The organism is Chromobacterium subtsugae (assembly GCF_001676875.1).
In the GTDB taxonomy this organism is placed as follows: Bacteria; Pseudomonadota; Gammaproteobacteria; order Burkholderiales; family Chromobacteriaceae; genus Chromobacterium; species Chromobacterium subtsugae.
In genome coordinates this window covers 14,482-39,724 of record NZ_JYKA01000001.1, presented here as the reverse complement: position 1 = coordinate 39,724, position 25,243 = coordinate 14,482, and the positions used below count along the sequence as shown (strand labels likewise).

Here is a 25,243-nt window from a genome sequence, read left to right as displayed (position 1 = left end):
ATGCGAGACAGTCAATACCACGCGATTATCGTCGGCGGCGGCCTGGTGGGCGCCAGCCTGGCGCTGGCGCTGGCGCGCGCCGGCAAGCGGGTGGCCCTGCTGGAGGCCCGCCCGCCGTCCTTCGACGGGCTGGATTCCGGCTGGGACGCGCGCATCTACGCGGTGAGTCCGGCCAATCGCCGCTTCCTGGAAAGCCTGGGCGCCTGGCCCGGCATGGAGCGGATAAGCGCCATCGCCGCGATGGACGTTTGCGGCGATGCCGGCGGGCGCATCCAGTTTTCCGCGCGCGACGCCGATGCCGACGCCTTGGCCTGGATCGCGGAAAACCGCTGGCTGCTGGCGGCGCTGTGGCGGCAGCTGGCCGATAGCGATGTCGACTGCCTCCATGGCGGCGCGCAATCGCTCGCCACCACCGCGAGCGAGGCGCGGCTGGCGCTGGATGACGGCCGGCAGCTGAGCGCCGAGCTATTGGTTGGCGCCGACGGCGCCAATTCCTGGGTGCGCAGCCAACTGGGCCTCGCCGCCAGCGTCAAACCGTACGGCCAGAGCGGCGTGGTGGCCAACTTCGCCTGCGAAAAGCCGCACCAGGGCGTGGCGCGGCAGTGGTTCACCGGCGACAGCATCCTGGCCTGGCTGCCGATGGCGGGGAACCGAATCTCCATGGTCTGGTCCACTCCTGACCCGCAGTCTTTGCTGATCTTGTCGCCGGAGGCGCTGGCGGAGAAAGTCGCCGCCGCTGGCGGCCGTCAACTGGGCGCGTTTTCCACCCTGACCGCCGCGGCGGCCTTCCCCTTGCGGCTGATCCAGCCGGAGGCGGTGGTGTCGGAGCGGGTGGCGTTGATCGGCGACGCCGCGCACACCGTGCACCCGCTGGCCGGCCAGGGCGTCAACCTGGGCTTCCAGGACGCGGCGCAGCTGGCAGACCTGCTGCGGGCCGCGCCCGACTGCGGCGACTGGATGCTGCTGCGCCGCTACCAGCGCCAGCGCCGCGAAGCGGTCACCACGATGCAACTCGGCTGTGACAGCCTGTACCGGCTGTTCCATGCCAAAATGCCCGGCCTGTCATGGCTGCGCAATACCGGCCTGTCCCTGACCAACTGCTGCGCGCCATTGAAGCGGCAGTTCGCCAGGCAGGCGATTGGATACTGATCCTCAAAGGACACTTGATGAAGACAAGATTGAAGTCGCTGGCGCTGGCCAGCGGGATGCTGATGTCGCTGGCCGCCTGCTCTCAGGCCGCCGGCGGCAATCTCGACGCGGTGAAGAAGGCCTTCGCCGAGCATTTCCCGGACAAGGAAGTGAAGAGCGTCAGCGCCACGCCGGTCAAGGGCATCTATGAGTTGGTGGTGGGCGGCAAGCAGGTGGTGTACACCAATAGCGACGCCAGCTACCTGTTCGTCGGCGACTTGATCGACACCAAGACCAAGGAAAGCCTCACCGAGAAGAAGATGGCCGAACTGTCCAAGGTCGACTTCAACTCGCTGCCGTTCCAGTACGCGTTCAAGGACGTGCGCGGCAAGGGCGAACGCAAGATGGCGGTTTTCACCGACCCGGACTGCCCGTACTGCAAGAAGCTGGAGCGCGAAAGCCTGAAGGATGTCGACAACGTTACCATCTACACCTTCCTGTACCCGCTGACCCAGCTGCACCCGGACGCGATGCGCAAGTCCAAGCAAATCTGGTGCGCCAGCGACAAGCCGGCGGTGTGGACCGCCTTCATGCGCGATGGCAAGCCGCTGACCGGCCCGGACAATTGCGATACCAGCGCGCTGGACAAGATCCAGGCGCTGGGCGAGAAGCTGGGCGTCACCGGCACGCCGGCGCTGGTGTTCGCCAACGGCCGGCTGGTGCCGGGCGCGATAGACGGCAGCGACATCGAACAGCTGCTGAACGCCAAGTAAGCGGAAAACGGGTCAGGCGAATGCCAGGCCCGTTTTTTTTGGCGCCGGCGGCCGAAAGGGATAGCCTGATGAAATTTCGTCCCTGGAGCCTGGCCGAGCGCGGGTTGCTGGCGCTGTGGCTGTCGCTGCTGCTGCACGCCGCGCTGTTGTGGCTGCCGGCGCGGCTGGGCCAGCCGGCGGCGCATGCAGGCCTCCTTGTGCGGCTGGCGATGCCGGCGGCGGCCCCGGCGCGGCCTGCCGCGCTCCCAGGCGCGAGGCCGGCCTCTGCCGCCGGCGGCGAAGCATCGGCCCCGGCCGGCGCCGCGCCGCGCGAGGCGGACGGCAGGCTGCGGCTGGGGGCGGACATCTACTACCCGGCCCGCGAACTGGACCAACTGGCGCAGGAGCAGGGCGCGATCACGCTGCCTGACGTCGAACTGGATGGCCAGGCGCCGCCGGCGCTGACCGTGCTGGTGTTCATCAGCGAAACCGGACGGGTGGACGGCGTGCGCTTCGAAGGCGCGGCGCCGGCCCGGCTGGCCGACGCCATTTCCCCGGTCTTCGGCGCGGCCAGTTATCAGCCGGCGCTGAAGGACGGCGTGCCGGTGAAAAGCTACAAGCGGATCCGGATCGAGCCGCAGCCGGCCGCGGCCTTGCCGCCACTGTCGCATTGAGGGCGCTTCGTGATAAATTGGCGCAGGTTCCGGCGCATGCCGGAGGGCTAACACCATCAGGGATGGACAACCATCCCGGCTTACAACAAAGGATACAGTCATGTCTGATCTGCAGACGCTTTTCACCCAGGCCCAGGCCGACGTCAAAACCCTGTCCGAACGTCCGGACAACCAGACCCTGCTGCAGCTGTACGCGCTGTTCAAGCAGGCGACCGAAGGCGACGCCACCGGCGAGCGCCCGGGCATGATGGACTTCATCAACCGCGCCAAGTTCGATGCCTGGGAAAAGCTGAAAGGCCAATCCGCCGACGACGCGAAGCAAGGCTATGTCGACGTGGTGAAACGCCTGCTGGCGGAGTAAGCTCGCAACGGCCGCCTGGCGGCCGACTGCAGAAAAAGCGCCCATCGGGCGCTTTTTCCGTTTCCGGCTACCAGCAGCCGCTGACGCTGAGCGAGGCGCCGTTGGCGGCGAGGTTGCTCTGGTTGCCCAGATTGTCCAGCTGGTAGGTCTGGCAGCTGTCCTGCGCCTGCTGGCCCTGCGGGACGGCGGTCAGCGCGAAGCTGCTGGCGGTGGCGCTGCCTATGGTCAGCGCGTAATAGTTGTTGCCGTTGCCGGGCACGTAGACGGTGTTGCTGGCGTAGCCCAGCGTGGCGAGCTGGCTGGCGTAGGTGTTCTGCAGCGAGTAATAGCTTTCCTCGCGGGTGGCCAGGTCCTGCAGCGCGGTTTTGGCCGAGGTGCGGTTGGATTGCAGGATGAAGGCGCGGTACGACGGCAGGGCGATGGCCACCAGGATGGACAGCACCGCCAGCGCGATGACCAGTTCCAGCATGGTGAAGCCCTGTCGGGCGCGGCGGCTAGGCATGGCGATGTTTCCCTCTGTGTGTTCAGCGCAATTCTATCCAGTTCAAGCGGGTATGCAGATCGAAGGCCGCCGGGTTGATCTGCGGCGGGGTGGCGATCGGGCCGCCGTTGGTGCTGCTGCCGATTGCGAAAAAGTTGTTCTGGTAGCTGACCACATTCGGGCTGCCGGCCATATTGATGGCGATGCCGTTGATCACGCTGCCGCTGATGCCGTTGAAATTGCCCTGGTCGTTGGCGTAGAAGGACAGCCGGGTGGCGCCGCCGGTTTTCATATTGAGCGACATCGAGAAGCTGGTGGCCGAGGCCACGGTGCAGGACGAGGCGTTGTTGTTGGGCGGGATGGTGGTGTTGACGGTGAAGGTGCCCAGCTCGTTGACCGGGTTGTACACCACCTGCTCGCCGCTGGAGGGCAGGCTGAGCTTCCAGCCGTAGCTGGTATTGGTGTTGACCGCGCAGGCGCTGTTGCCTTGCCAGCAGACGGTGTTGCTGGACAGCGAGCGGTAGCCTTGCACGCTGCTCAGGGTGGAGTTGTACGAGGCGGTGACGGTCTGGGCGGTGAGGTTGGCGGGGCGCAGCGCGCTGGCGGGAATGGCGGCCGCGGCGGCGGGGTAATAGGCCGACTGTCCCGCCAGCGTGTTCCAGCCGGACATGTCCCAGTCCCAGACGCCGTACAGGCTTTGCGTGCCGCCGGCGTAGATGTCGGCGGCCGAAGTGGTGAAGGGGATTTTCTGGCCGGTGCCGAAGGCCACCAGCACGCGCGGGCTGGAATTGCCGGTGGGAATGGCCGATACCAGCAGCTTGCTGCTGATCGGCTGCAGGCTGCGGGTGCAGCTGCCGTTGGCGGCCTGAGTGGCGTTGCAATAGGTGTACTGGCTGGTGAACAGCGGCGCGGCGGCGCCGGTGCCGTACTGGGAGACGGCCCAGCTGCCGGGGCTGTTGCTGGTGAGGTCGAAGCGCCAGACATTGCCGAACAGGTCGCCGGCATAGACGTAGTCGGTGGTGCCGTCGCCGTCAAGATCGACCGCGGTGGCGTAGTAAATGCCGTTTTTGTTGCCGCCGCCGGAGGGGTCGTTGGCGCTGCCGCTGCCGGTGTCCAGCTCGTAGAAGCTGGGGACGCCGCTGCCGTTCACCAGCATGACGAAGATCGCCGCGTGGCCGTTGCCGCTGTTGTAGCCGTTGCCGAACACCGCGCCCCACTGGCCGTTGTGGAAGCGCGTGATCACCGGCGTGCCGAAGGTGTAGCCCAGGTCGCTGCCGCAGCTGCTTTTGTTGACGCAGCTGAGGGTGGCGCTGCTGATCTCCTTGACCACCAGGCTGGCGGCGTTGCTTTCCGCGAAGTTGGCAGGGTTGGTGACGTCCAGCAGGTAGAGCGCCTGGCCGCCGGCGCCCATGCCGCCCATCAGCCAGGTATGCCAGTTGCTGTTGTAGAACAGGTCGTCGGCGGCCGGCGTGGCGTCGACGAAATACTGGTGGGCATAGGTGGGATTGCTGTACTGAACGGTGTTGGCCTGGGCGGCGGCGGGCAGGTAGGCGATGACTTCCTGGCCGTCGTTGGGCGTGGCCGCGGTGGAGTAGTTGCCGCTGGCGTCGTTGGCGCCGCTGCGGTAGCCGTGCAGCATGCCATCGTTGCTGCCGTTGTAGATGATGTTGGCCCGGGTCTGGTTGCTGGACTTGAAATTGCTGTAGGCCTGCGCGCCGGTGGCGTTTTCGGCAACAGAGGCTGAGGGGTAGAGCTTGTCCTTCCAGGCGTCGGCATAGCTGTTCTGCGGCGCCCCCACCCAGATCGGGCTGCTGTTGACCACGTCGCCCAGCACGCTGTCGCGGTCGCGGAACAGGCCGGCGCCCAGTGTGGTGACTTCGTTGCCGCGCGCGCCGCGCAGGTAGGAGACCCGCGCCGAGCCGTTGCCGTCGGGGCTGAGCGCGGTTTGCTGGGCGGAGGACAGGCTGGTCCACTGGAAGGGGATGCCCTGGCTGCCGTTCCAACTGAGGATGGCGCGGCTGCTCTGCGCGCTCATATTGCTGGCGCCGGTGGCGCTGCAGTTGCCGCCGGTGAGCACGCAGGAGGCGTCCCAGGTGGCGGTGGAGGACACGGTCACTTGGCCGGTGCCGCTATTGCCCAGCAGCGCGTAGGACGCCACCTCACCCCACCAGTTGTCGGAGTGGTAGCTGGCGACGTATTGCTGAGTGCCGGTCTTGATCAGGCTGGTTTGCTGGCTGTTCAGGCCGCTGGAGCTGGCCGACTGGGTGGATGGCTGCACCTGGAAGCAGGTCAGCTCGTGCACATTGCGGCTGCCGCCGGTGGAGCCGGCGAAGCCGAAGGTGATCTGGCTGGGCAGCGGGCCGCTGACCGCGGTGTTGTTGATGTCGTAGTTGTTGATCACCGGCACGTAGGCGCCGTTGTTGTAGCTGTACCAGAGGCTGAGCAGGTTGCCGGTGGTGATTTTCAGCTTGTAGCTGATCGGCACTGCCTGGCCGCGGGTGGCGGCCGATTCCGCCGCCATCGGCTGGGAGCCCGGCAACTGGTAGACGCCGCCGCTGGCGCCGGGGATGTTGATGAACGGGTAGTTCATCACGCTGTGGCCGGCGTAGCTGCCGTTGCGGCACACGTTTTGCACCGCCGACGCGCTGAAGCTGCCGCCGAACTGGCTGGCCAGCGCGCTGGCGGCCACCGAACCGGCGCCGCGCAGCGAGATGTTCTGCGGCTTGGCGCCGGGGCCGGACGAGGTGTTGTCGTTGTTGTAGCCGCCGTTGGGGAAATTGCCGTACTCGTCCAGCCCCAGGCCGAGATAGCCGCCGATGATGCCGTTGTACGGAGAGTTGACGTTGGAGCAGCTGTAACCCAGGCTGCCGCCGAAGGAGCCGACGGCGCTGGGGATGGCTGTGAGCAGGAAAAAGCTCATGCCGTCGGCGCCGTCGCCCGCCGAGCCGCCCGAGTCGCCGGCGTAGGTGTAGCTGGTGAAGGTGGCCTGCAGGCCGCTATTGGATGGAAACAGGCTGTTGTAGACGATGGCGCCGGACTGGCTGCCGGCGCTGTTGGTCAGCCGCAGCGCGCCGTTGCCGTTGCTGTCCGGCAGCGAGCCGGCGTAGCCGCCCACTTGGGTGTTGCCGCTGGGGTCCTTGCTGCCGCAGGCGGGAATGCTGCCGCTGCCGTTGCCGGCAGTCATGCAGGCGCCGCCGAATACCAGCCAATTCAATTGGGCGCTGGCGCCGGTGAAGTTGTCGCCGACTGTGACGGCGCCGCAGGCGGCGGGCCACAGCGCCGCGGCCAGCAGGCAGGCAAGGGGCAGGGAGGGGCGCGGCAGAGGGCTCATGGTCATTTCCCCAGGTTGGTGACGCCGGAGTACAGCGTGAACGTGCTTTGCAGCACCACGATGGAATAGGCGTTGCCGCCGTAGCCCAGCGCGGTCAGCTGGTACAGGGCGCCGTTGCCGGCGGCGTTCAGGCCCAGGTATTGGAGATAAAGCTGCGGCGGCTGGTAGAAGGTTTGGCTGCCGCCGGCCGCGCCGTTGGCCGGCACGCTCAGGTAGGGCGGCGAATAGGTGTAGCTGGTGGCCCACGACGACAGCGTGGTCGGCGTCGCCAGCGCGTTGCTGCAGATCTGCAGCGAACTCAAGGCGCCGCTGCAGCTGACGGCGGCGCCGCCGGCGTTGCTGCCCTGGGTCAGCCACCATTCGGCGTATTGCAGCGCCGATTGCGCGGCTTCGAAGGCGCGGCCCTTCTCGCGCATATTGCCGGCCATCCGCTCTTGCAGGCCGACGCTGCGCATCATGGCCAGGCCGATGATGGTGATGACGATCAGGATCATCAGCGCGGCGATCAGCGTGAAGCCAGACTGGCGGGCGGGGCGGAGGGCGGCGGCGTTCATAGCTGGTTCATCAGGCCTATCAGCCAGGACATGGTCACGCTGGCCGGCTGGCCCGGTTTGGCGGCCAGAGGATTGGCCATGGTCAGCGTCACCTGGATCGAGCGCACGGCGGCGCCGGCGGGCAGGTTGGCGGCGCTGTAGTAGTGGTTGACCGAGCCGCTGCCGCTGCCGTCCACGCCATACAGCACGGTCATATTGCTGACGCCGTCCACCAGCACTTGGGCGCTACCGCCGTTGACCGAGCAGGTCAGCTGGTTGGCGGCGTTGACGGCGAACTGATTGATGTAGACGGCGTTGGCGCTGCCGGTGTTGCCGTTGCCGTTGCAATTGAGCACGCCGTCGTTGGGCGCGGCGGCGAAGCGCACGCTCAGCGTGTCAGGCGGACCGCTGACGCCCAGAATGGACTGGCCCGCGCCGAAGCCGCCCGCCGCGGGCAGCGCGGCGGCGGCGGTCTGCGATTGCGGGCTGGGGTAGTAGCCGGCCGACTGGACGATGGCGTTGATCATCGTCATCGCCGTACGCTGGTTGTCTTGCAGTTGGGCCAGGCCGTTTTCGTTGCTTTCCGTCAATTCGGTGGAGGTGAAGATCATGATCAGCATGCTCAGCAGGAACAGGCCGATGGTGATGGCCACCATGACTTCTATCAGGCCGCTGCCGCCTTGCCCGGCGCGGCGGCTCATGGCTCCACCACCATTTGATAGCTCTGGATGGCGACCCCGGAGGCGACCGAGGCGGCGTTGACCGCGCTTTTCTTCTCCAGCCAGGAAACCGTGATCGTGCACGCGGTGGGCGAGGACGCGCTGGCGGCGGCGCAGGCGATCTGGCCGCTGCCGCCGGGCAGGGTGGCCAGCGAGCCGCCGTTGCCGCCCCACTGGGTGACGTCGTAGGCGGCGATGTTGGCGGCGCTGCAGGCGGTGCCCGAGGCCGAGCAGTCCACGGTCTGGCTCAGGCTGGGGGTGCCGGTCACGCCGCTGGCGTTGACCGACCAGGTGTTGCTGGCGGCGGCGGACAAGTTGCCCCAGTAGGCGGTGTTGGCATGCATGGCGGCGGCCATGCTTTCGGCGGCGATCGAGCCCAGGCTGCGGGTGCGCGCGATGGCGGTGTTGTTGATGGCGGCGGCCTGCATGCCGGCGATGCCGAGCAGGCCCAGCGAGATCACTACCAGCGCGACCAGCACTTCCAGCATGCTGAAGCCGGCATGGGCGGCGGCGCGGTTCACGGACATGCGTATTGTCCCGTGGTGTCGGTCTGGCCGCTGGACAGGATCTGCGGATGGCCGACCGCCGCCAGCGCCACGCAGCGGCGGTCGGCCGCGAGGCCGGACGAGGTGTTGAAGGTGACCATGCCGACATTGGCCGCCGGCGCGTAGCCCATGCGGTTGAAGCACAGCGCGGGATTGGCGCTGTTGCTGTAGTTGGCGGTGTCGCCGCTGGTGAAGGCTTTTTGCTGGCGCAGCAGGGTGCCGGTGCTGTCGGCGCAGCTGCCGGTGGCCGCCACCAGCACCAGCCAGCCCGAAGCCCAGTTGGCGCCGCCGGCGCTGGCGGCATTGCAGCTGCTGCCGTTGCTGGACGGGCACAGCAGCACCACCTGGCCGCGCTTGATCGCCTCGTTGCGGGCGAACAGGATGTCGCCGTAGAGATTGTTGCTTTCCGACAGGATGGCGTTGACGGCGATGGTGCTCTGATAAGCCGGCACCGCCAGCGCCAGCACCACCGCCAGCAGGGCCATGACGACCAGCAGCTCCAGCAGGGTGAAGCCGTTGTCGGGGTGCATCGGGCGGGATCGCTTGCCTGGCATGGAGGACGCCTGCGCTACGGGACTCGTTGCTTATTATCGATCAAGTCAAAACCATAGTGTATTGCCGATTGCTCCGCTGGTCCGGCGCGAGCCGCCGTTTGTCGTCCGGCTCAGCCCCAGGCCTGCAGGATGGCCTGCAGCGCCGGGTGCTGCAGCTTGCGGCGGCTGGCCACCGCATAATAGTGCTCCCACACGCCGTCCAGGCAGCCCACCAGTTCCAGCCCCGACAGATCCTGCGCCGCGTCCGGCAGCGCCGGCGACGGCAGCAGGCCCAGGCCCTGGCGGGCGAAGGTTTCCATCAGCGCGCCGTCGTCGAACTCGCCGGCCACCTCCACCCTCAATCCTTGCGATTCCAGCCAGTGGTCCAGCTGCCGGCGCAGCACGTTGTCGCGGCTGGGCAGCAGCAGCGGCGCTTGCTCCAGGCTGGCTGGAAACTCCGGGCGGTAGCGCCGGCACAGTTCGGGCGCGGCGTACAGCAGCACCGGGCAGCGCAGCAGCAGCCAGGATTGGAATTGCTGCTGCTCGCTGCTGGCTATCGGTCGGTCGGCCAGGATCAGGTCCAGCCGATGCCGGCCCAGGTCGCCCAGCAGCTCGTCGAAGTCGCCCTCGCTGCAGCTTAGCCGCAGCTTGCGGCCCATTTGCAGCGCCGGCCGCAGCAAATGGCTGGCGATGCGTTTGGGCAGCACGTCGGACACGCCGGCGGCAAGCCGCACCGCCTGATCCAGCCGCGCGTCGGCCAGCGCTTCGCCCAGCGCCTCGCCCAGCATGAAGATCTGGTCGGCGTAGCCCTGCGCGGTGCGCCCGGCCTCGGTCAGCGCCAGGCCGCGTCCCTGCTGGCGGAACAGCGCGCAGCCGAGCTGCTGCTCCAGCTTGGCCACCTGGCCGCTGATGGTCTGCATGCTGATGCCCAGCTGCTCCGCCGCCTGGGTGACGCTGCCGGTGCGCGCCACCGCCCAGAAATAGTACAGATGCTTGTAGTTGAGCTTTTCCACGTATTTATTCGAAAAAATCGTAGTAATGATCAGAGTTTAATTTATTTTTTCGATGCGTGTCCTTGCATACACTGCAGTGTGGCCCGCGCTGCGTCGCGGCCGCCTGAATAAACGACTATCGGGAGAGGAATGATGAAACGGGTGATCTTGCTGATTGCCACCAACATCGCGGTGATGCTGGTGTTGAGCGTGAGCGTGCGCCTATTGGGACTGGACCGCTTTATCACCGCCGGCGGGCTGAATCTGGGCATGCTGTTGATGTTTTCCGCGGTGCTGGGCTTCGGCGGCGCCTTCATTTCGCTGGCCTTGTCCAAGACCATGGCCAAGTGGAGCACCGGCGCGCGGGTGATTACCCAGCCCAAAGGCCAGACCGAGGCCTGGCTGTTGGCCACCGTGCGCCGGCTGGCCGACCGCGCCGGCCTGCCCATGCCTGAGGTGGCGATCTATGAGGGCGAGCCCAATGCCTTCGCCACCGGCCCCAGCCGCGCCAATTCGCTGGTGGCGGTGTCCACCGGCCTGCTGTCGGGCATGACCGAGGAAGAGGTGGAGGCGGTGCTGGCGCACGAGATCGCCCACATCCGCAACGGCGACATGGTGACGCTGACGCTGATCCAGGGCGTGGTCAACACCTTCGTCTACTTCCTGGCGCGGGTGGTCGGCTACCTGGTGGACAGCTGGCTCAAGCGCGATGAGGAAAACGCCGCGGCCGGCACCGGCATCGGCTATTTCATCACCGTGATCGTCTGCGAGATCGCGTTCGGCATCCTGGCCTCGGTGGTGGTGATGTACTTCTCGCGCCAGCGCGAGTTTCGCGCCGACGCCGGCGCCGCCGAACTGCTGGGCTCCACCCGGCCGATGGCCGACGCGCTGCGCCGCCTGGGCGGCATCGAGGCCGACGGCCTGCCGCAAAGCCTGGCCGCGTCCGGCATCGCGGGCGGCCGCGGCCTGTTGGGGCTGTTCGCCACCCACCCGAGCCTGGAAGAGCGCATCGCCAGGCTGGAAGGCCGCGCCTGACGCGGAGGCGGCGGCCCAAGCCGTCGCCGACAACACTGATGAAAATGGAGCGATGAAGTGATCGAGTTTTTGCTTTCCCCGGCGCTGGGCTACCCGCTGTGGGTGTGGCTGATGTTCCTGGCGGGCGTGCTGGCGCTGCTGGCTTTCGACCTGGGCGTGCTGCAGAAGGACGGCCGCGAAATCGGCGTCAAGGCCAGCCTGAAGTTGTCGGCTTTTTACATCGGCATCGGCCTGTTGTTCGGCTGCTGGGTGTGGTGGTATCGCGGCGCGGACGCCGGCGTGCAGTACTTTACCGGCTATGTGCTGGAGAAGTCGCTGTCGCTGGACAATGTGTTCGTGATCTCGTTGATCTTCTCCAGCATGGCGGTGCCGCGCGCCTATCAGCATAGGGTGCTGTTCTGGGGGATATTGGGCGCCATCGCGATGCGCGCGCTGATGATAGGCGCCGGCGCGGCGCTGGTGGCCGAATTCCAGTGGGTGCTGCTGCTGTTCGGCGCCTTCCTGCTGTGGGCCGGCCTGAAAATGCTGTTTAGCGGCGACGACGCGGCCACGCCGCTTGCCGAGCAGAAGTTTTACCAGTGGCTGCGCCGCCATATGCGCCTGACGCCCGGGCTGCACGGCAACGCCTTCCTGCTGCGCGGCGAAAAGCACGGCATGGCGCGCGGCTGGTGGGCGACGCCGCTGCTGCTGACGCTGATCCTGGTGGAGTCGGCCGACCTGGTGTTCGCGGTGGACAGCATCCCGGCCATCTTCGCGGTGACGCAGGATCCGTTTCTGGTCTACACCTCCAACATCTTCGCCATCCTGGGCCTGCGCGCGCTGTATTTCGCGCTGGCGGCGATGGTGCATCGCTTCCACTACCTGAAGTACGCGCTGGCGCTGGTGCTGGTGCTGATAGGCGTGAAGGTGGGGCTGGTGTATCTGCACGACGTCGGCCTGGTGGCGTTCAAGCTGCCCACGCTGCTGTCGCTGTTGTTGACCGTGCTGCTGCTGGCTGGCGGCATCGGCTATTCCTGGCATAAAACCCGGCGCGATCCGGCGCAGTCCTGACGGGAAGAGGGCGGCGAGGGAACCAATCGCCGCCCACGGCCCTCAAACCTGGCGAGGCGTCTGCCGTCCGCGCGCGGGCAGGACGCCGCCGCCGCCGGTTTCGCCGACGGCGCGCTTATCTTTCAATCCAAAATTCTAGGAATAGTTCCGATGTCCCAAGCGTCCCGTTTGCTTATCGTTGATGACGATCCCGATCTGCGCGATCTGCTGAGCGATTATCTGAGCCGCCAGGGCATGGTCGTGGCCGCGGTGGGGGATGGCGACGCGATGAACCGCATCCTGGCCGAACAATCCTTCGACATCCTGATCCTGGACCTGATGCTGCCCGGCACCGACGGCCTGACCCTGTGCCGCGACCTGCGCTCGCGTTCCAGCATTCCCATCCTGATGCTGACCGCGCGCGGCGACGAGCTGGACCGCATCATCGGCCTGGAGATGGGCGCCGACGACTACCTGCCCAAGCCCTTCAACCCGCGCGAGTTGCTGGCGCGAGTGCGCAGCATCCTGCGCCGGGTGGAGGAGAAGCGCAGCAACAGCGCCTTGCGCAGCCTGCAGTTCGCCGAGTGGCGGCTGGAGCTGGGCGCGCAGCACCTGGTGGACAGCGGCGGCGTGGTGACGCCCCTGTCCGGCGGCGAATTCAAGCTGATGCAGGCGCTGGCGGAAAATCCGCAGCGGGTGATGTCGCGCGACCAGTTGATGGAAGCGATGAACGGCAAGGAAGCCGGGCCGTTCGACCGCACCGTCGACGTAATGATAGGCCGGCTGCGCCGCCGCCTGGGCGACGACGCCCGCGAGCCGCTGCTGATCAAGACCATACGCAGCGGCGGCTACATGCTGGCATGCGAGGTGGTATCGGTGCGATGAGGCGCCTGCCTCGCACCCTGTACGGCCAGTTGCTGCTGACGCTGCTGACCAGCGTGCTGCTGGCCAACGTGATAGGCATAGGGCTGGTGCTGACCGACCGCGAGCGCCTGACCCGCACTTTGCGCGCGGAGTACGTCGCCCAGCACCTGGCCGACATGATCAATCTGTTGGACGAAACTTCGGCGTCCAACCGCCCCAAGCTGGCCAGCGCGCTCACTTCTCCGTCCGCCCAGGTGCTGCTGGACCACCCCTGGGTGGAAAACCGCCAGTCCGATCTGCCTGAAGCCAGCAAGCTGTGCCAGCTGATCCGCACCGATCTCAATTTCCCCTACCGCATGCAAGTGCTGTCCTTCCGCGAGGACACGCCCGACGCGGCCGAGGACCTGCTGCGGCCTTTCCTGGAGCCCGGCCAGCACGTGTTCACCGCCGGCAAGCAGTTTTGGGTGCGTGCCTTGCCCAGCAAGCGGGAGGATGGCGAGGAGGAGCTGAAAATCCAGATGGCCACCGTGCAGGTGAAGCTCCGCGACGGCGCGGTGGCGACCTTCCGCATCGGCCAGATCGCCTCGGCGGTGGAGACGCCATGGCGGGTGACCGCCTGGCTGCTGCTGGTGGCGCTGGTGGTGGCGGGCGTATCGGCCTGGGCGGTGCGCCGGCTGACCCGCCCGCTGGCGGTATTCTCGCAGGCGGCTTCCGGCCTGGCGGCCAATCTGGACCAGCCGCCGTTGCCGGAAACCGGCACCCTGGAGGTGGTGAACTCCACCCGTGCCTTCAACCGCATGCAGAAGGAATTGCAGCGCTATCTGCAGACCCGCAGCCAGATGCTGGCCGGCGTGTCGCACGACCTGCGGCTGCCCATCACCCGCATCCGGCTGCGGCTGGAGCAACTGGATGAGTCGCCGGCTCGCCAGGCGATAGAGCGCGATCTGGAAGACATGGACCAACTGATAGGCGACACGCTGGCCTATCTGCGCATGGGGCAGCGCAGCGAGACCTGCGTGCTGCTCAATGTGGACGGGATGCTGCAAGGGGTGATCGAGGATGTCGAAGCGCTGGGCGCGGAGGTGGTTTACCGCCCCGAGCCGGTGAAGCCGCTGTGCGCCAGGCCGCAAGCCCTGCGGCGCTGCATCGCCAATCTGTTGGAGAACGCCCGCCGCTATGGCAGCGGGCCGATCGAGGTGCGTTTGCGCGAGCGGGAGGGCCGGCTGGCGATCCAGGTGCGAGATCACGGCCCGGGCATCGCCGATAAAGACCTGGAACGGGTGTTCGAGCCCTACGTCAGGCTGGAGGACTCCCGGGCGCGCCACACCGGCGGGAGCGGACTGGGCCTGGCGATCGCCCGCGCCATCGCGCGCGAGCACCATGGCGACATCCAATTGTCCAATCATCCCGAGGGCGGTTTGTGCGCCGAGCTCAGCTTTCCGGCGGAGCGCAGCCAGTGCGTGCCGCTTAACACTATTTGACAAAGCTAGGGGTGGAAGACATTGACCTTAAGATTGCAAGCAAATACACTCTAATTGTGAGTTTATTGAACTGAGCTTCGGCAGGTTCAACAGATCTCCGGTCAAGTCTATCCTTGTAAGGCCCACGTGAATGTGGGCCTTTTTTTTCGGAAATTATTTATTTTCCGGCTTAACAGCTTTGTAAATTTTCGTTAAGCAACAAAATCACATAAAGTTGTTATCGTAAGACATAATTTTCTGGTGTTGTATTTATGCACACTGTGTGTCTTTTTCACTACACAAAAAAGAGCGTATGCTTGCGTATGTTGTCTTGAGAAATTAGTATTTGATCGCTTTCTAAGACAACCTAACAGGATGTACGAAATGAAAAAGACTCTGATCGCCCTGGCGGTAGCCACCCTGCCGGCAGCTGCTTTTGCTGATGTGACCATCTACGGCCAAATCAAGGCTGGCGTTGAAAATGTTGATGCCGGCGGCATGAACAAAACCAATATCGACGACCTGGGCTCCCGCATCGGTTTCAAGGGCAGCGAAGATCTGGGCAACGGCCTGAAAGCCATCTGGCAGGTTGAAAGCGGCCTGGATATCGACGGCTCCAACCGCCAAGGCTACGGCAGCTTCGCCAGCCGCGAATCCTTCATCGGTCTGGATACCGGTTTCGGCAAGGTGCGTCTGGGTAACATCTCCACCTTCAGCGACTCCAACATGAGCGTCGTGAACCCGTGGGAAAGCTCCAGCAACGCGCTGCAACTGAACGCCTTCACCCGCGACGACATCCGCGTGAAGAACGCCATCCGCTTCGACACCGCCAACTACGGCGGCTTCCAGGGCGCCCTGCTGTACGGCACCAAGGAAGTGAAGAACGGCACCTTCGCCAATGCGAACACCGACTCCGCTCAGCGCGAGACCTACAACCTGGGTCTGTCGTACGAGAACAGCGGCTTCTTCGGCAAGTACCAGTACATCCATGAGACCCCGGTTGTGGTGACCGTGGCTGGTGCCGGCGTGAAGACCCAGGCCAACGACAGCCACCGTCTGGAAGCCGGCTACAACGCCAACAACCTGCTGCTGGCCGTTGGCTATCGCAACGACCGCGGCGACAGCACCATCAGCCCGCTGAGCTTCCTGAAGGACGCGAACGTTCCGACCAACGGCAGCAAGTACAAGTCGCAGGAATACGCGCTGACCGCCGCCTACACCCTGGGCGCCTTCACGCCGAAGTTCTCCTACGCTCAAGGCCAGGACGTCAAGATCGACGGCGCCTCCTCCCCGGATAGCGGCTACAAGCAATTCCTGGTGGGCGTTGACTACCAGATGTCCAAGCGCACCGTGGTTGGTCTGCAATACGGCGAAGTCAAGGCTGACCAGGCCATCTTCTCCAACGCAGCCGATGGCTCCAGCGCCGGCAACAAGCTGCGTGGTCTGGGCCTGAACATGGTTCACTCCTTCTAATACCGGCAACGGTTAGGAATGGCTGCCGGGCCGATGGGCTGACGTCGGCCCCGGATGTCAAAACCGCCGCTCTCCGCAAGGAGGCGGCGGTTTTGTCTTGCCCGCGGCGCGGAGCTTGAAGCGGGCGGCGCGGCCTAGTGGAATGGCAGCACGCCGAACTTTTCCAGCAGATAGCCGGCAGTTTGCAGCGCGCCTTCCACCCAGCCTTGGGCGTCGGAATACGCTTCGCCGCAGATGTACAGCGGCAGATCGGTCGGCTGCACGATGCGGTGCTTCACTTCCCAGCTCTTCACGCCGATGTTCCAGCTGTTCCAGCCGCCGCCGTACGGATCGTCGCCCCAGTCGCGGTAGGCGGCGTTGCGCACCTTGGGCGTGTAGCTGAGGCTGTGCATCACGGTGAGCTGGCGGGTGACTTCTTCAGTCATCAGGCGCGGCGCCTTGTACTGGTGCCAGGTCAGCTCGTCGTTGCGCACATTGTCGTCTTCGCCGATGAAGGGGTCGGCCAGCGGCGCCACGTCCAGGCCGACGGCGCGCGGCTGGCGGCGCCTGGCGCGCAGGCCGTCCCAGAAGCCGGTGTTGTCGCCGTCGTCGTAGCTGGCCAGCAGCATGGCGTGGCCCTGGGTGGCCGGCTCGCCGTTGCTCTTCGGCCAGTAATAGGTTTGCCGCACCGGAAGGTCGGTGACCGAGCGGCCTGCCTGCACCGGCACATAGCTGCCGTCGGGAGCGGAGTAGCCGGTATTGAGCCACCACGGGCTGTTGTAGGTGGTGAACAGCTTGAACAGCGGGCGCGCCGTCACGCTGGCGATCAGCGGCTGGATTTCCTGCAGCACCGGGCTGGTGGCGGACAGCAGCTCCAGCGAGCGGCGCGGCATCGCCAGGATCAGCGATTTGGCGGCGATGGTGCGGCCCTTGACCTGGAACTCGAAGCCTTCGCCCTTGCTGACGATATTGGAAACGCTGGACTCCAGCCGCACTTCGCCGCCCAGCTGCTGGAAGAATTGCGCCAGCGTCAGCGGCACCTGCTGGAAGCCGTTGCAGAAGCCCTTGTATTCCGGGCTGACGCCGAAGTCGGACAGATACCAGGGAATGGCGTCGGCGGCGTTCCAGTTGCACAGCGTGGAGTCATAGCCGCCGACATCTTCGGCGTAGTGGTAGGCTTCGCCGGTGATCACGCGCAGCAGCACGTTCCAGAAGCCCTGCTTGTACAGCGGTATGCCGCCGAATTCGGCCTGCTGCGCCATTTCGCGGCGCTGCGCCTCGTTGAGGTTCGGGTTGGTGATGCCGGGCACGATCTGTTCGATCGCGTTGACGATCAGGCTGCCGGCGCTTTCGCCGTGGTCCAGGAAATTCAGCTGGTAGGGCACCTTGTCCGGCGCGTGGGTCAAATCGGCCAGCCGCAGGTAGACGCCGCGCAGGAAGGCGATGTTCTGCGGTTCATCCACCGGGAAGTTGTACAGCGTGATCTGCTGATCGGCCGGCAATTCGCGGTTGAGGTCGGCGATCAGCCGGGTGATCAGCGGCTGCACCGCCGGCAGGATGCGCATGCCGCCCAGTTCGGCCACCATGTCCGGAATGTCCGGCGGCCGCACCGACAACAGCCGGCCGCCGATGTGGTTGCTGGCTTCGAACACCGCGATCTTGTCGTTCGGCCGCTCCTGTTTCAGCCGCCAGGCGCTGTAAACGCCGGATACGCCGCCGCCGACGATGGCGATGTCCAGATTTTCGTCTGCCATGATGCTGTTTCTCCTTGAGGGTGGGCGATCAGAAGATCACCGGCACATTGCCCGGCTGGCCGGCCGACGCCGCGCGCAGGCCGTCTTCGCTGCTGAAGTGGACGCAGTCCAGCCGCGGCTGTTTCTCATAGCGGGCGTTGGAGGGCTGCAGGTCGGGCGTGGGCTGGTCCAGGCCCACGGTATGCATGTCCAGCACATAGGCCTGGCCGCTGAGCACATGGTCTATGCCGCGCCGCACCGCCGCGCGCACGTCTTCCGGATGGCGGACGATTTCGCCCTCCATGCCGCCGAACGACTTGGCCAGCGTGACGAAGTCCGGTTTGGGGCGATGGATGCGCAGGTATTCCGGGTCCTGGGTCTTCGCCGTCCACTCATAGCCGGGCGCTTCGCCGTAGATGCTTTCCACCTGGGTCAGCCCCATCTGCAGCGTGTGGTATTCGTGGTTGTTGGTGATGATGTAGAGCACGCCCAGCTTGCGGTGCTGCGCGGTCCACCAGGTTTGCGGATAGAACAGTGAGGAGCCGTCGCCGGTGGCGGCCACCACGAAGCGGGTGTCTATGCCCTGGTAGCCGTCCTGCTCCAGCTTGATGCCCAGCGTGGCCGGCATCGACCAGCCGAGCGAGCCGCCGCCGACGCAGTAGTAGCTGATCGGCTGCGCCGCCTGGTCGGTGAACGGCAGCAGGAACTGGAACGGCGCCGGGTCGGACACCGCTTCATGCACGTAGACGAATTGCTTCTCCAGTTTGCGTTCGCCGATTTCCTTGCGCAGCGCGTCGGCGATCACCACCGCCCAGATTTCGTTCTGATGCATCGCTTCGCGCAGGTAAACCTCCCAATCCGCGGCGCGCTTGACGGCGAATTCCCGCAGTTGCTGATTGCGCGCGGCGGCGGCGGCCGAGGGCTGGCTGCCTATCAACTGGTTGATCAACGGCAGCGTGGCTTTCAGGTCGCCGAACAATGCCGCTTCGCCGTAGTAGTTCTTGCCTATGTCCCAGGTGTTGTTGCTGAGATAGACCTGGGTGACGTGCGGCGGAATCAGCGGGCCGTCGCTGTACTTGTAGACGGTGATTTGCGCCTGGTTGCTGAAGCCGCACAGGAAGGCGACATCGTGGTCCTTGAACACTTGCTGCACGCCGGCCTGGCTGCCGGGCAATTCGCCTTGCCAGTGGTAATCGTTGTTGGGGAAGTTGGCCAGGCTGCTGAAGGTTTGCTGCAGCACCGGCGCGCCCAGCAGTTCGGCCATCCGCTGCAGTTCGGGCCAGGCCTGGGCGTAGCCGGCGGCGTCGCCAGCGACGATGATGGGGTTCTTGGCTTCGCGCAGCAGTTTGGCGGCCTGTTCTATCGCCTGCGGGTCGGCGGTGAAGTGCGGCGAAATCTTGGTCACGCCCTTGATGCGGTCGTCGCCTCCGATGCGGCGCATGGTGAATTCCCACGGTATGGCGACGAACACCGGGCCGTTGGGCGGCGCCATCGCCTCCTTGAACGCCCGTTGCAACACCATCGGGAACTCCTGCTCGGTGCGCACTTCGTGCGCCCACTTGGTGTATTGGCGCGCCAGGTCCACCAGGTTGGACGCCAGCAGCGGTTCCTGGGTGACCAGTTCGTTCTGCTGCTGGCAGCACAGGATGACCAGCGGCGCTTGCGAACGCCAGGCATTGAACAGGTTGCCTATGCTGTGGGCGATGCCGGGGGTGACGTGCACCACCAGCACGCCGGGCTTGCCGGTCATCCGCGCCGAGCCCATCGCCGCGCCGATGGCGATGTTCTCATGCAGGCATTCGATGTACTCCACCCGGTTTTCCGGGTAGGAGGTGCCGTCGATGATGGGAATTTCGTTGGTGCCCGGCACGCCGAAAATCCGGTGTATGCCCAGCTGGCTCAGGATGTCGAACACATAGTCCCGGGCCCAGCGTTTCTGGCCGCTTGTCTCATCCATGCTCATGCTTTTCCTCCCGCGTGAAAGTGCGAAACCGATATGTGAGTGGTAATGCAGCCGGATGCGGATAGAAACGAACAAGGCCTTGTCGGATAAATGCCAACAGCGGTGTTTTGGGTGGGCGTGGCTATTTTAATTTGATGATTTCAAATGAAATCTTGTGGGTGGGCCTGGGGTGGCTAGGTGTGAATACGATTAGGCATTAAGGACAGTCTTAACCGGATATGCCGGCTGACGAGCTTGATATTGGCTTTTGCTGGACTAACGGCGGGTTGGCAAGACGACAAAGAGGCTGGCCTGGGGGCCAGCCTCGTTTGCGCGCGCCAAGCGTCGGCGCGTTAGTGGCTTAGAACCACTGGCCGTAACGCTTGATGTAGATGGTCTTCACCGTCTGCGTCAGCGCCAGGTAGCCGGCCATGGTCAGCAGCAGCCACCAGAAGTAGCTGGCGTCCAGCTGGATGAAGCCCAGCGAGGCGGCGATGGGCGAGAACGGCAGATAGCAGGCGATGGCGATGGCCACGCTGGTGGACAGCAGCACCGGCAGCGACGCCGTGCTTTGCAGGAACGGAATCTTGCGGGTGCGCAGCATGTGCACCACCAGCGTCTGCGAGATCAGCCCTTCCATGAACCAACCGGTGTTCATGATCAGCTGGCCGCCGTCGCCGCCGTGCAGATGGTAGGCCGCGCCGGCGCCGAACACCGTCCACAGCAGGATGTAGGTGGTGATGTCGAACACCGAAGAGGTGGGGCCGAGCCACAGCATGAAGCGCTTGATGTTGCCGGCTTCCCATTTGCGCGGTTTTTTCAGGAATTCCGGGTCCATCTTGTCCCATGGCAGGAACATCTGCGACAGATCGTAGATCAGGTTCTGCAGCAACAGCTGCATCGCCAGCATAGGCTCCCATGGCAGCCAGGCCGAAGCCACCAGCACCGAGAACACATTGCCGAAGTTGGAGCTGGCGGTCATGTTCAGGTATTTGAGGATGTTGCCGAAGGTTTCGCGGCCCTTGATCACGCCTTCTTCCAGCACCATCAGGCTCTTTTCCAAGAGGATGATGTCGGCGGTTTCCTTGGCGATGTCGGCGCCGCTGTCCACCGAGATGCCGACGTCGGCGTCGCGCAGCGCCGGCGCGTCGTTGATGCCGTCGCCGAGGAAGCCGACGGTGTGGCCGTTGGCTTGCAGCGCCTTCACCACCCGCGATTTTTGCAGCGGCGTCAGCTTGGCGAAGATGGTGGTGTGCTTGACCGCGGTGCACAGCGCCACGTCGTCCATCGCCTCGATTTCCTTGCCGATCAGCGGCAGGCCGGGGCTGAGGCCGACATCGCGGCACACCTTGGCGGTGACGATGGGGTTGTCGCCGGTCAGCACCTTCACCGCCACGCCGTATTCCTTCAGCGCGCGGATGGCCGGCGCGGCGGAGTCCTTCGGCGGATCGAAGAAGGTGAGGAAGCCGCGCACCACCAGGCCCTGTTCGTCGGCGGTGCGGTAGCTGCGTTTTTGCTCGGCGGCGGGAATGTCGCGGGTGGCCACCACCAGCACGCGGTAGCCTTCGGCATTGTATTCCTCGCTGCGGCGCAGCAGGGCGGCGCGTTCTTCGGCATTCAGCGCGCGGGTTTCGCCGCCATCGCGGATATGGCTGCAGACAGCCAGCATTTCCTCCACCGCGCCTTTGGATACCATCAATTGCTGTCCGCCGTCTTCCACGATCACCGACAGGCGGCGACGCTCGAAATCGAACGGCAGCTCGTCCACTTTGGCGTACTGCCGCAGCTTGATGCGGTCGCCCAGCTCGTCGGCATGCTCCACTACGGCGATGTCCATCAGGTTTTTCATGCCGCTCTGGTGGAAGCTGTTGAGCCAGGCCAGTTGCAGGATGCTTTCATCCTTGCGGCCATGGATGTCGTAATGGTGCTCCAGGATGATCTTGTCCTGGGTCAGCGTGCCGGTCTTGTCGGTGCACAGCACGTCCATCGCGCCGAAGTTCTGCACCGCGTTCAGCCGCTTCACCACCACCTTGCGCCGCGCCATCGCCACCGCGCCCTTGGCCAGGTTGGCGGAGACTATCATCGGCAGCATTTCCGGAGTCAGGCCCACGGCCACCGCCAGCGCGAAGGTGAGGGCGGACATCCAGTCGCCTTTGGTGACGCCGTTGATCATGAACACGATGGGCACCATCACCAGCATGAAGCGGATCAGCAGCCAGGACACGCTGTTGACGCCCTTGTCGAAGCTGGTTTCGATGCGCTTGTGGCTGACCACATTGCGCGCCAGCGAGCCGAAATAGGTATCGGCCCCGGTGGCGACCACCAGCGCGCGGGCGGTGCCGGACACCACATTGGTGCCCATGAAGCAGGCATTGGGCAGGTCCAGCAGGTCGTCGGCGTGGCTGGCGTCCCGCTCGGCCGACTTGGCGGCCACCGCCCCCAGCGTGTCGTACTTCTCCACCGGCAGCGCTTCGCCGGTGAGCACGGCCTGGCTGATGAACAGGTCGCGCGATTCCAGCAAGCGGATATCGGCCGGAATCATGTCGCCAGCCTGCAGATGGATGACGTCGCCCACCACCAGTTCCGACATCGGCACCTCCAGACGCAGCGGCGGATTGGGGCCGGCGGGGCGGCGCTGCACGGTGGCGGTGTTGCGCACCAGCGACTTGAGCTTTTCCGCCGCCTTGGCCGAGCGGAATTCCTGCCAGAAGCGCAGCAGGCCGCTGATGGCGATCATGGCGGACAGGATGATGACCTTGGTCCAATCCTGGTCGTCCGGCGGCGCCATGGCGATGTCCATCACGTAGCTGATGACGCCCAGCACGATCAGCACCATCACGAAAGGATTCTTGAACGCGAGGAATAGCTGAACCAGCGGGTGCGGCGGCTTGTCGTGCGCCACTTCATTGCGGCCGTATTGCTGCAGCCGCTGCGCGGCCTCCATCGCGGAGAGGCCGTCCGGCTGGCTGCGCACCCGCTTGAAGGTGTCTTCCAGCGGCAGCCGGGCTTCGTCGGCCAAGCGGAAGGCGACTTTGTCCTGCCGTTTTCCCGGGGTGGCGATGAAGCCGCGGTTCTTGCTGCGTTGGGTGTTGTGTTTGGTCATGGGTATCTCCTGGCGCTGACAACGGGCGTGACCATCCCTGCCGTGAGGCATCAGCGCCGACAATGTGTCGACTCGAAATCGAGAGAACATTGCCGCCCGTTGGGGGGCTCTATGCGAACGCCCCAGCGGATGGCATCTCAATCAGCGTGTTGCGTGTCTATGGCATGCCTTCTCCTGCGGATGATGGTCTTGCCGCGGCCGGCATGGCGGCCGGCATGGCGGCCGGGCGGGGAGGATCAGGCGCTGGCTGGACGCCGCATGCCGCTTGGCGGCAGCGACAGGCAATCCAGCTTGACCCGGGTAAGCGGCATGGTGGCCAGCCGCTGGGCGATGCCCTGCAGGAAATGCATGCAGGCCTCGGAGCCGCAGCGGAAATCGGCGCAGATCAGCCAGGGCGTCAGCGTATGGCGGCTTTCCCGCGCGGCCGGCTGCGGCTGCTCCTGCCATTGCTGAATGCGCAAGCCGTGTTTTTGCGCCAGGGTGCGGATTTCGCGTCTGGCGGCGCCCAGCGACATCGATGGGCAGATGATGGACAGCTGATACAGCTGCTGATTGCGGGGGGTGGTGAACAGGTTTTGCATCGTAAGCTCCTGTGGAATGGCGCGTGTGGTTTCACATGGCGACAGGCAGCCGTCTTCCGCGGCGATAGCCGGGAAGCGGCATGATGGACGGCGCGGCGGCGGCGCTGTCCATCGCTTACGGGAAGGGGTGGATCAGTGCGGTGCCGGCGGCGAAGACCTGGCTGTCTGCGGTTCGGGTTCTTCGGGCATGGCTGGGGCCTTGTGGTGCGGCGGTTTGGCCGGCGGTCTTTGCGGACGCCGGCGCGACGGGTTCGGCGTTAGGCGGCGATGCGCGGACGGCTGCCGAACAACGAGCGGTGATGTGGCTGCGCGCTATGCAGGCGGCGGCCCCAGTGCACGCGGCGGATTTCCGGCAGCTGGCTCAGGCGCAGCGCCATGTCGTCCAGGTCCTGGCGTTGCGTCAGCGGGCAGTTGAGCACCACCGACAGCTTGCACTGGTTGTCATGGCTGTCGGGGCCGATGGTGACTTGCGAGGCGCGCAGGCCGAGGTCGTGCATTTCCCAGAACAGGCGTTTGCGCAGCGTGGTGATGACGGCTTTGTCGCAAACGATATTCAGGCGGAAGTCGGCAACTTGAGCGGAAGTATTGCCGCGGGTAAAGAATTTCAGCAGTTGGGACAGTTTCAGGGCTCGCATATTGAATCCCCCTATTTTTATAGCAGCAGAGAATAAGCACCCCTTTCCGGTTTGAATAACCGTATGCGGGAATGCGGTCCGATATTGAATGAGCGGAGTATGGCGCGGCTGCCGAGCCGGTTATTTCCGCCCAATAGCGGAATTAGCCTGACGCGCAGCTACGCGGCGCATACGTTCGCGGTTCTGGTTCTTCCGGCATGGAATCTCCTTTGGCGCACGCAGCTAGCGTAAACAATTCGGTCGGTTTGCTGAGTCGGTCTGATGCTGGGGGATGCTGGCAAGCCATTCGGGACGCAGAAGCGCAGCGCGGACTGGAAGCCGCGGCATAAGGCGATGCTGTGTGACTGAGTGGATTGCGTTTGGCGCGTCAGCCTGTTTTCAGGCCGGAACGGATGCCACATCCTGGCTTTGCAGGATGAGGCAGAAGGAAGGAATTCGGTCTGCTTAAATCCTGCAAGGCGATACTGCGATCGAAGATCGACTGGAACCGTCGTTGTCCACGGTTTGCCTTTGCAAAATTAATAACAATCCGACTATAAGCGAAACTGCCTATTAAATCAAACCAAATTGCTGTTTTCGCGGCAAGCGTGGCGGATTCGTCTTTTTTATATTGATTTGCAATATATGGATAGCGCGGCATTCCAGCCGCATGCGTTCGCTTTGCGCTTGACATGCATGGATTTGTCTATGCTGGACAAGTAGTGGCGGTTTCGCCGCGGGACATGGTTTGGGCGGGTTGCGCAATGACGAAGTCAAGGGTTTTGGTGGCGGATGGGGAAGGCGCGCCAGAGTATCTGCTGACTTGCGCTGTCGCGAGGGAATTGGCCGAGGTGGATGACGATTGTCATGTCGCGTCTGAGGCCAATGTGCGGGAGCCGCTGGGTTGCGCGAACGTAAGCTTGAGAGGGCGCCCGCGATCCAGCCTGAGAGGGGATGGCCGTGCGGATATCGTGTGGTGGGTGGCGCCCGAGGCCGGCGGGCATGGCGTGCCGAAGTCGATCATCGAGGTAAAGAATTACCTGGCGGAGCCTGGGGGGGCGGCTGGAACAAGACGTGGGCCGCTTGCGCGATAGTCTGGCGCTGAGCATGAAGAGCAATGGCGAGCTGGAGTTCTGCTGCCTAGCGTTCTGGTTGGGCGTGGGCGAGCCCAGGCGAAAGATTCATGATTCGCCTGTGGCTTGGCTGAAGTTCAAGTCTGACAGATTGCTCAGCGCGGCGCAGAGTTCGGTGGCGAGGGATAGCCTGGTTGCTAGGCTTGCGCAACCCAAATTCTATCAGGGCGAATATGCCGGCGGCGCCAGCTATGCCTGGGCTCCCGGCGTGCTGGTGATCGAGAAGCCGGCCGTTTGAGCGGCGGCCG

General features: G+C 64.9%; 23 protein-coding genes. 10 read left to right on the top strand and 13 right to left on the bottom strand.

Annotated elements, in window-relative coordinates; translation table 11 throughout:
* The 4 genes from MY55_RS00165 (at position 1) to MY55_RS00150 (ending at position 2,915) form a co-directional block, all read left to right on the top strand.
* Positions 1-1,149 (top strand): UbiH/UbiF family hydroxylase, encoded by a 1,149-nt coding sequence (locus tag MY55_RS00165; protein WP_065201819.1) that lies wholly within the window; start codon positions 1-3, stop codon positions 1,147-1,149.
* Between the two features lie 17 nt (positions 1,150-1,166).
* Complete coding sequence (locus MY55_RS00160; protein WP_043579229.1) at positions 1,167-1,901, top strand: DsbC family protein; 735 nt, start codon at positions 1,167-1,169, stop codon at positions 1,899-1,901.
* A gap of 68 nt (positions 1,902-1,969) precedes the next feature.
* Positions 1,970-2,554: a hypothetical protein gene (locus MY55_RS00155; RefSeq protein ID WP_146008342.1), complete on the top strand. Its 585-nt coding sequence runs from the start codon at positions 1,970-1,972 to the stop codon at positions 2,552-2,554.
* A gap of 100 nt (positions 2,555-2,654) precedes the next feature.
* Positions 2,655-2,915 (top strand): acyl-CoA-binding protein, encoded by a 261-nt coding sequence (locus tag MY55_RS00150; RefSeq protein ID WP_043579231.1) that lies wholly within the window; start codon positions 2,655-2,657, stop codon positions 2,913-2,915.
* A 67-nt stretch (positions 2,916-2,982) separates the two neighbouring features.
* Here the strand turns inward: MY55_RS00150 and MY55_RS00145 are convergent, their stop codons facing one another.
* From MY55_RS00145 to nhaR, 7 genes are all read right to left on the bottom strand, one after another.
* Positions 2,983-3,417 (bottom strand): type IV pilin protein, encoded by a 435-nt coding sequence (locus MY55_RS00145; protein WP_047237301.1) that lies wholly within the window; start codon positions 3,415-3,417, stop codon positions 2,983-2,985.
* Positions 3,418-3,439: 22 nt separating this feature from the next.
* Positions 3,440-6,727, bottom strand: coding sequence for a pilus assembly protein (locus tag MY55_RS00140; protein ID WP_065201818.1), 3,288 nt, complete (start codon positions 6,725-6,727; stop codon positions 3,440-3,442).
* Between the two features lie 2 nt (positions 6,728-6,729).
* Positions 6,730-7,281: a pilus assembly PilX family protein gene (locus MY55_RS00135; RefSeq protein WP_043579232.1), complete on the bottom strand. Its 552-nt coding sequence runs from the start codon at positions 7,279-7,281 to the stop codon at positions 6,730-6,732.
* The gene (locus MY55_RS00130) at positions 7,278-7,961 is read right to left on the bottom strand and encodes a PilW family protein (RefSeq protein ID WP_043579233.1); all 684 of its coding nucleotides are present in this window, start codon (positions 7,959-7,961) and stop codon (positions 7,278-7,280) included. The genes MY55_RS00135 and MY55_RS00130 overlap by 4 nt, the downstream gene beginning before the upstream one ends.
* Positions 7,958-8,506 (bottom strand): type IV pilus modification protein PilV, encoded by a 549-nt coding sequence (gene pilV, locus MY55_RS00125; RefSeq protein ID WP_065201817.1) that lies wholly within the window; start codon positions 8,504-8,506, stop codon positions 7,958-7,960. Before pilV ends, MY55_RS00130 begins: the two co-directional genes overlap by 4 nt.
* Positions 8,497-9,078 (bottom strand): GspH/FimT family pseudopilin, encoded by a 582-nt coding sequence (locus MY55_RS00120; protein ID WP_081284610.1) that lies wholly within the window; start codon positions 9,076-9,078, stop codon positions 8,497-8,499. The genes pilV and MY55_RS00120 overlap by 10 nt, the downstream gene beginning before the upstream one ends.
* A 110-nt stretch (positions 9,079-9,188) precedes the next feature.
* Positions 9,189-10,070, bottom strand: a complete 882-nt coding sequence (nhaR, locus tag MY55_RS00115) for a transcriptional activator NhaR (protein ID WP_065201815.1) — start codon at positions 10,068-10,070, stop codon at positions 9,189-9,191.
* A 132-nt stretch (positions 10,071-10,202) separates the two neighbouring features.
* Between nhaR and htpX the strand changes: the two genes are divergently transcribed.
* The 5 genes from htpX (at position 10,203) to MY55_RS00090 (ending at position 15,910) form a co-directional block, all read left to right on the top strand.
* Positions 10,203-11,084, top strand: a complete 882-nt coding sequence (htpX, locus tag MY55_RS00110; RefSeq protein ID WP_043579236.1) for a protease HtpX — start codon at positions 10,203-10,205, stop codon at positions 11,082-11,084.
* Positions 11,085-11,141: 57 nt separating this feature from the next.
* A complete protein-coding gene (locus MY55_RS00105; RefSeq protein ID WP_230623421.1) occupies positions 11,142-12,134 on the top strand; it encodes a TerC family protein in 993 nt (330 codons plus the stop codon).
* 150 nt (positions 12,135-12,284) lie between these two features.
* On the top strand, positions 12,285-12,998 hold the full coding sequence (locus MY55_RS00100) for a response regulator (RefSeq protein ID WP_043579237.1): 714 nt from the start codon (positions 12,285-12,287) through the stop codon (positions 12,996-12,998).
* Entirely contained in the window at positions 12,995-14,458 is a 1,464-nt protein-coding gene (locus MY55_RS00095) for an ATP-binding protein (RefSeq protein ID WP_043579238.1), read from the top strand. The genes MY55_RS00100 and MY55_RS00095 overlap by 4 nt, the downstream gene beginning before the upstream one ends.
* Positions 14,459-14,821: 363 nt before the next feature.
* A complete protein-coding gene (locus MY55_RS00090) occupies positions 14,822-15,910 on the top strand; it encodes a porin (RefSeq protein WP_047237305.1) in 1,089 nt (362 codons plus the stop codon).
* A gap of 134 nt (positions 15,911-16,044) precedes the next feature.
* On the opposite strand, the gene MY55_RS00085 is transcribed toward MY55_RS00090, so the two are convergent.
* The 6 genes from MY55_RS00085 to MY55_RS23210 all read right to left on the bottom strand — a co-directional run bounded on the left by MY55_RS00085 (position 16,045) and on the right by MY55_RS23210 (position 24,556).
* On the bottom strand, positions 16,045-17,643 hold the full coding sequence (locus MY55_RS00085; RefSeq protein WP_047258655.1) for a flavin monoamine oxidase family protein: 1,599 nt from the start codon (positions 17,641-17,643) through the stop codon (positions 16,045-16,047).
* 28 nt (positions 17,644-17,671) lie between these two features.
* On the bottom strand, positions 17,672-19,579 hold the full coding sequence (locus MY55_RS00080) for a thiamine pyrophosphate-binding protein (RefSeq protein WP_244270638.1): 1,908 nt from the start codon (positions 19,577-19,579) through the stop codon (positions 17,672-17,674).
* 346 nt (positions 19,580-19,925) lie between these two features.
* Positions 19,926-22,667: a magnesium-translocating P-type ATPase gene (gene mgtA / locus MY55_RS00075; RefSeq protein WP_052258299.1), complete on the bottom strand. Its 2,742-nt coding sequence runs from the start codon at positions 22,665-22,667 to the stop codon at positions 19,926-19,928.
* A 236-nt stretch (positions 22,668-22,903) separates the two neighbouring features.
* Positions 22,904-23,248, bottom strand: a complete 345-nt coding sequence (locus MY55_RS00070) for a hypothetical protein (RefSeq protein WP_047237294.1) — start codon at positions 23,246-23,248, stop codon at positions 22,904-22,906.
* 257 nt (positions 23,249-23,505) lie between these two features.
* Positions 23,506-23,883: a hypothetical protein gene (locus MY55_RS00065; RefSeq protein WP_052878140.1), complete on the bottom strand. Its 378-nt coding sequence runs from the start codon at positions 23,881-23,883 to the stop codon at positions 23,506-23,508.
* A 367-nt stretch (positions 23,884-24,250) separates the two neighbouring features.
* Positions 24,251-24,556 carry a hypothetical protein gene (locus tag MY55_RS23210; RefSeq protein WP_146008341.1) on the bottom strand — a complete coding sequence of 102 codons (306 nt, stop codon included), beginning with the start codon at positions 24,554-24,556 and terminating at the stop codon, positions 24,251-24,253.
* A 413-nt stretch (positions 24,557-24,969) separates the two neighbouring features.
* On the opposite strand from MY55_RS23210, the gene MY55_RS00060 reads away from it, so the two are divergent.
* Complete coding sequence (locus tag MY55_RS00060) at positions 24,970-25,233, top strand: hypothetical protein (protein WP_157889246.1); 264 nt, start codon at positions 24,970-24,972, stop codon at positions 25,231-25,233.
* Positions 25,234-25,243 lie beyond the last annotated feature (10 nt).

Bases quoted from the DNA above. Each gene is read 5' to 3' on its own strand.
- MY55_RS00165 (WP_065201819.1), top strand. From the start codon at position 1: ATGCGAGACAGTCAATACCACGCGATTATCGTCGGCGGCGGCCTGGTG.
- MY55_RS00160 (WP_043579229.1), top strand. From the start codon at position 1,167: ATGAAGACAAGATTGAAGTCGCTGGCGCTGGCCAGCGGGATGCTGATG.
- MY55_RS00155 (WP_146008342.1), top strand. From the start codon at position 1,970: ATGAAATTTCGTCCCTGGAGCCTGGCCGAGCGCGGGTTGCTGGCGCTG.
- MY55_RS00150 (WP_043579231.1), top strand. From the start codon at position 2,655: ATGTCTGATCTGCAGACGCTTTTCACCCAGGCCCAGGCCGACGTCAAA.
- MY55_RS00145 (WP_047237301.1), bottom strand. From the start codon at position 3,417: ATGCCTAGCCGCCGCGCCCGACAGGGCTTCACCATGCTGGAACTGGTC.
- MY55_RS00140 (WP_065201818.1), bottom strand. From the start codon at position 6,727: ATGAGCCCTCTGCCGCGCCCCTCCCTGCCCCTTGCCTGCCTGCTGGCC.
- MY55_RS00135 (WP_043579232.1), bottom strand. From the start codon at position 7,281: ATGAACGCCGCCGCCCTCCGCCCCGCCCGCCAGTCTGGCTTCACGCTG.
- MY55_RS00130 (WP_043579233.1), bottom strand. From the start codon at position 7,961: ATGAGCCGCCGCGCCGGGCAAGGCGGCAGCGGCCTGATAGAAGTCATG.
- pilV (WP_065201817.1), bottom strand. From the start codon at position 8,506: ATGTCCGTGAACCGCGCCGCCGCCCATGCCGGCTTCAGCATGCTGGAA.
- MY55_RS00120 (WP_081284610.1), bottom strand. From the start codon at position 9,078: ATGCCAGGCAAGCGATCCCGCCCGATGCACCCCGACAACGGCTTCACC.
- htpX (WP_043579236.1), top strand. From the start codon at position 10,203: ATGAAACGGGTGATCTTGCTGATTGCCACCAACATCGCGGTGATGCTG.
- MY55_RS00100 (WP_043579237.1), top strand. From the start codon at position 12,285: ATGTCCCAAGCGTCCCGTTTGCTTATCGTTGATGACGATCCCGATCTG.
- MY55_RS00095 (WP_043579238.1), top strand. From the start codon at position 12,995: ATGAGGCGCCTGCCTCGCACCCTGTACGGCCAGTTGCTGCTGACGCTG.
- MY55_RS00090 (WP_047237305.1), top strand. From the start codon at position 14,822: ATGAAAAAGACTCTGATCGCCCTGGCGGTAGCCACCCTGCCGGCAGCT.
- MY55_RS00085 (WP_047258655.1), bottom strand. From the start codon at position 17,643: ATGGCAGACGAAAATCTGGACATCGCCATCGTCGGCGGCGGCGTATCC.
- MY55_RS00080 (WP_244270638.1), bottom strand. From the start codon at position 19,579: ATGGATGAGACAAGCGGCCAGAAACGCTGGGCCCGGGACTATGTGTTC.
- mgtA (WP_052258299.1), bottom strand. From the start codon at position 22,667: ATGACCAAACACAACACCCAACGCAGCAAGAACCGCGGCTTCATCGCC.
- MY55_RS00070 (WP_047237294.1), bottom strand. From the start codon at position 23,248: ATGCAAAACCTGTTCACCACCCCCCGCAATCAGCAGCTGTATCAGCTG.
- MY55_RS00065 (WP_052878140.1), bottom strand. From the start codon at position 23,883: ATGCGAGCCCTGAAACTGTCCCAACTGCTGAAATTCTTTACCCGCGGC.
- MY55_RS23210 (WP_146008341.1), bottom strand. From the start codon at position 24,556: ATGTCAAGCGCAAAGCGAACGCATGCGGCTGGAATGCCGCGCTATCCA.
- MY55_RS00060 (WP_157889246.1), top strand. From the start codon at position 24,970: ATGAAGAGCAATGGCGAGCTGGAGTTCTGCTGCCTAGCGTTCTGGTTG.